Source organism: Variovorax brevis, from assembly GCF_030317105.1.
Classification (GTDB): domain Bacteria; phylum Pseudomonadota; class Gammaproteobacteria; order Burkholderiales; family Burkholderiaceae_C; genus Variovorax; species Variovorax brevis.
The window spans coordinates 1-2,685 of sequence record NZ_JASZYG010000068.1; the positions used below are offsets into that span (position 1 = coordinate 1).

Genomic DNA, 2,685 nt, shown 5'->3' on the forward strand with positions numbered 1-2,685 from the left:
GATCGAAGCCATCGGGCAACTCTACAGGGACCGTGCTGACTGCGAGAACGGCTTCGACGAATTGAAGAACCAGTGGGGCATGGGCGGCTTCACCACGCAGGACCTCAGCCGTTGCCAGACCACGGCACGGGCCTGTGCATTGGTCTACAACTGGTGGAGTTGGTACTGCCGGGCGGCCAAACCGGGCGCGCGCATGGAGGCGATCACGAGTCGCCCGTTGATGCTGGCGGCGGTGGGCAAGACGGCCAGCCATGCGGGACGAACGACGCTGTACCTGACGCTGCTGCACGGAAAGGCGCACGTCCTCAAACCGCTGATCGCCAATATCCGCGCGGCTCTGGAGCATGTCAGGGCAATTGCGGAGCAGTTCAAAACGCAGGACCCGTGGGCGGCGATGCTGCGCTATATCAGCCACCGTATCGCACCCACCATCGGCCCCTTCAGACCCCCGTATAGGCTCGCGGGGACCGGGTAACTGCCGGATTTAGGGTCAATCGATCACATTCGCCCAGCCAGCGGTTCAACTGCTTCAACAGAGTTTCGCGCTCGCCCAGTTGGCCGCGCGTCGAGTTCCAGGTTCAGCAGCGGCAGCAAATCGGACTCGCCAGCGCCAGCGGAAATGGCAGGACCGATTTTGATCGGTGCAGCACGGTGGGCCTACACCGTCCCCCCCGCGCTCGGCACTATCGCCATAGCGCCGGTGACCCTGAACCCCCGCTGCGGTGTTCTCCGCAGTTTCCTCCCTCGAGGCTTGTGCGACACCCGCCCTCCGGTTCTCGTCGAACAACGCGCTGCGCCAGTAACCGGGCAGCCATCTCACACCCCTAAACAAACTCCGACTATGGATGTATCTTCTGGGTAGGGGCGACGCCCTCACAACGCCGTCGTGGTGGACGTATTCGATATACGGAATGGAGGAGCCAGATGAGCAACGACGCAACCGGAGAAAGCACATCTCGGTGGTGGACACGTTATGTCCTCGTCCCCGTGATTTGCGCGTGTATCGGTGCCTTAGTGTACTTCTTCGGGAAGTCGCCTCAGGCATCCGGGGCGATCGACCAGCCGCAGCGATCGACGAGCGACGCTTCGGCATCTGGGTCGGTTCCGCGAATTGGACGCAGTGAGGGGTGCGATGCTAAAACCAATGTCAATGGTTCGGTCTCCGCGTCTCAAGGGGGGGTGGCGATCGGATCTGTGCAGTGCACCGATACATTATCGGTTAATCGTACTCGATAGCTGGTGCGCCAAATGTTTCCTAGGACGATTTGTTTCTTTGGCGTCCTCATTGCCCTGGCTTCGCCCTCATTCGCTGCAGAATCGGCAAGCCCGCAAAGCAAATCGATTAGCGCAGTCGAAGGAGGCGTCGCCGTTGGGGAGGTCTCCGGGAAAACCGTCTCTATAACAACCTATCGAATTACAAATATCAATCGAATAGCTGTACCCGTGCGCAAACCTGCCGTAGAGCTAGACCGTGAACTTCAGGCGGTGGAAACGCTTCGAGCCGCTGGCTACCAGCGAGAGGCGGAAGAGAAACTAGACGCGACCTACCGTAAATTTTTCACCTACTCGGAATTACTGGGAGATCGCGATGGCCGCAAGTTGCTTGCAAGCATTCACATTTTGCGCGCCAAAGTTTTGTCGCCGGCCGGAGCCTCGGAAGAATATCTCCGACCGCTTAAGCTGTTGGAGAGGGATGGTGCGACGTACGTTAAATATAAGGAGGCGATTCTGAGGCTCTCAGCAATCACCGCATCGCAGAACGGTCGACTGTTTTATATTACAGAACGCTGCTCTGCTGGATGGAGTTCCTGTTTCGACGTTCGTCTTGCCGAATTAAATTACAATTTGATAAACGACGAGACCCTTGCGAGGCAACGCCTATCCGAACTGGGTGATCAGAACACCAATGATCCAGATTTATATTTAAAATATTTGCTAATTAGATGGCAGGCTTGGTCGAAACTCGCAGTGCCGTGGTATTTTGTCCGCGATGCTCAAGCTTTGGAGGAATCCGTTCGTGCGGCCGATTTACTACTTGAGTTCTCCAAGCGTTTCGCCTCGCCGCCGCCTAATGTAGCATCTAAGTTGGAGTTCTATAAGCTCTTCGTTATTGCCAATGGCATGAACATTCGTACGACTAGTTCTAAGGGTTTGGAGACCACTGAAGGATTAGTTTTTTTGCCGCCTGGTAGCAACAGAGTCGTAGTGGACTGGAATCGCTGGCGAGAATTATTTCCAGATTTGGCTCAAAATAAAGAATTTGAGAATATCGCGCGAGACGTGTTGTTTGAAGTATGGGCGTGTCAAAACGCGTATCAGAATTATAACAAAAATGGATATGGTGCTTATGAAACCGGCGGCCTCTCTTATCGGTGCCGATTGATGTACCCTTCCGCAAATGTTGACCTTTCAACAATGCGAGTTGATCCAAACGTGGATATGAGCAATTTCCAAAAAATTGAGCGGCTACGCTCCTGAAGCACTGCCCGGAAACCGGACCTTCGTGGGCGGTAGCTAGTCAGTTCAGCGTGTCGCCGGTGTGGTCCGCAAAAATTCCGGCCGTCGTCTCACCGATAGATGGTTGGCTCGGACCGAACACCGTGGCACGATGAGGCCATGGTGATGCTCGTGCAGATCGTGCTCCGCCTGATTGAAGACGCCCTGCAGTGGCTGGTGCTGCTGGCG

The 2,685-nt window shown here is 55.6% G+C and carries 2 protein-coding genes; both read left to right on the forward strand.

Going from position 1 to position 2,685, the window contains the following annotated elements:
* The coding region (locus tag QTI66_RS39375; RefSeq protein WP_286565810.1) for a hypothetical protein at nucleotides 1-475 on the forward strand (475 nt) is incomplete at its 5' end.
* Nucleotides 476-1,443: 968 nt separating this feature from the next.
* Complete coding sequence (locus QTI66_RS39380; RefSeq protein ID WP_286565811.1) at nucleotides 1,444-2,478, forward strand: hypothetical protein; 1,035 nt, start codon at nucleotides 1,444-1,446, stop codon at nucleotides 2,476-2,478.
* The last annotated feature ends 207 nt before the right edge of the window (nucleotides 2,479-2,685 follow it).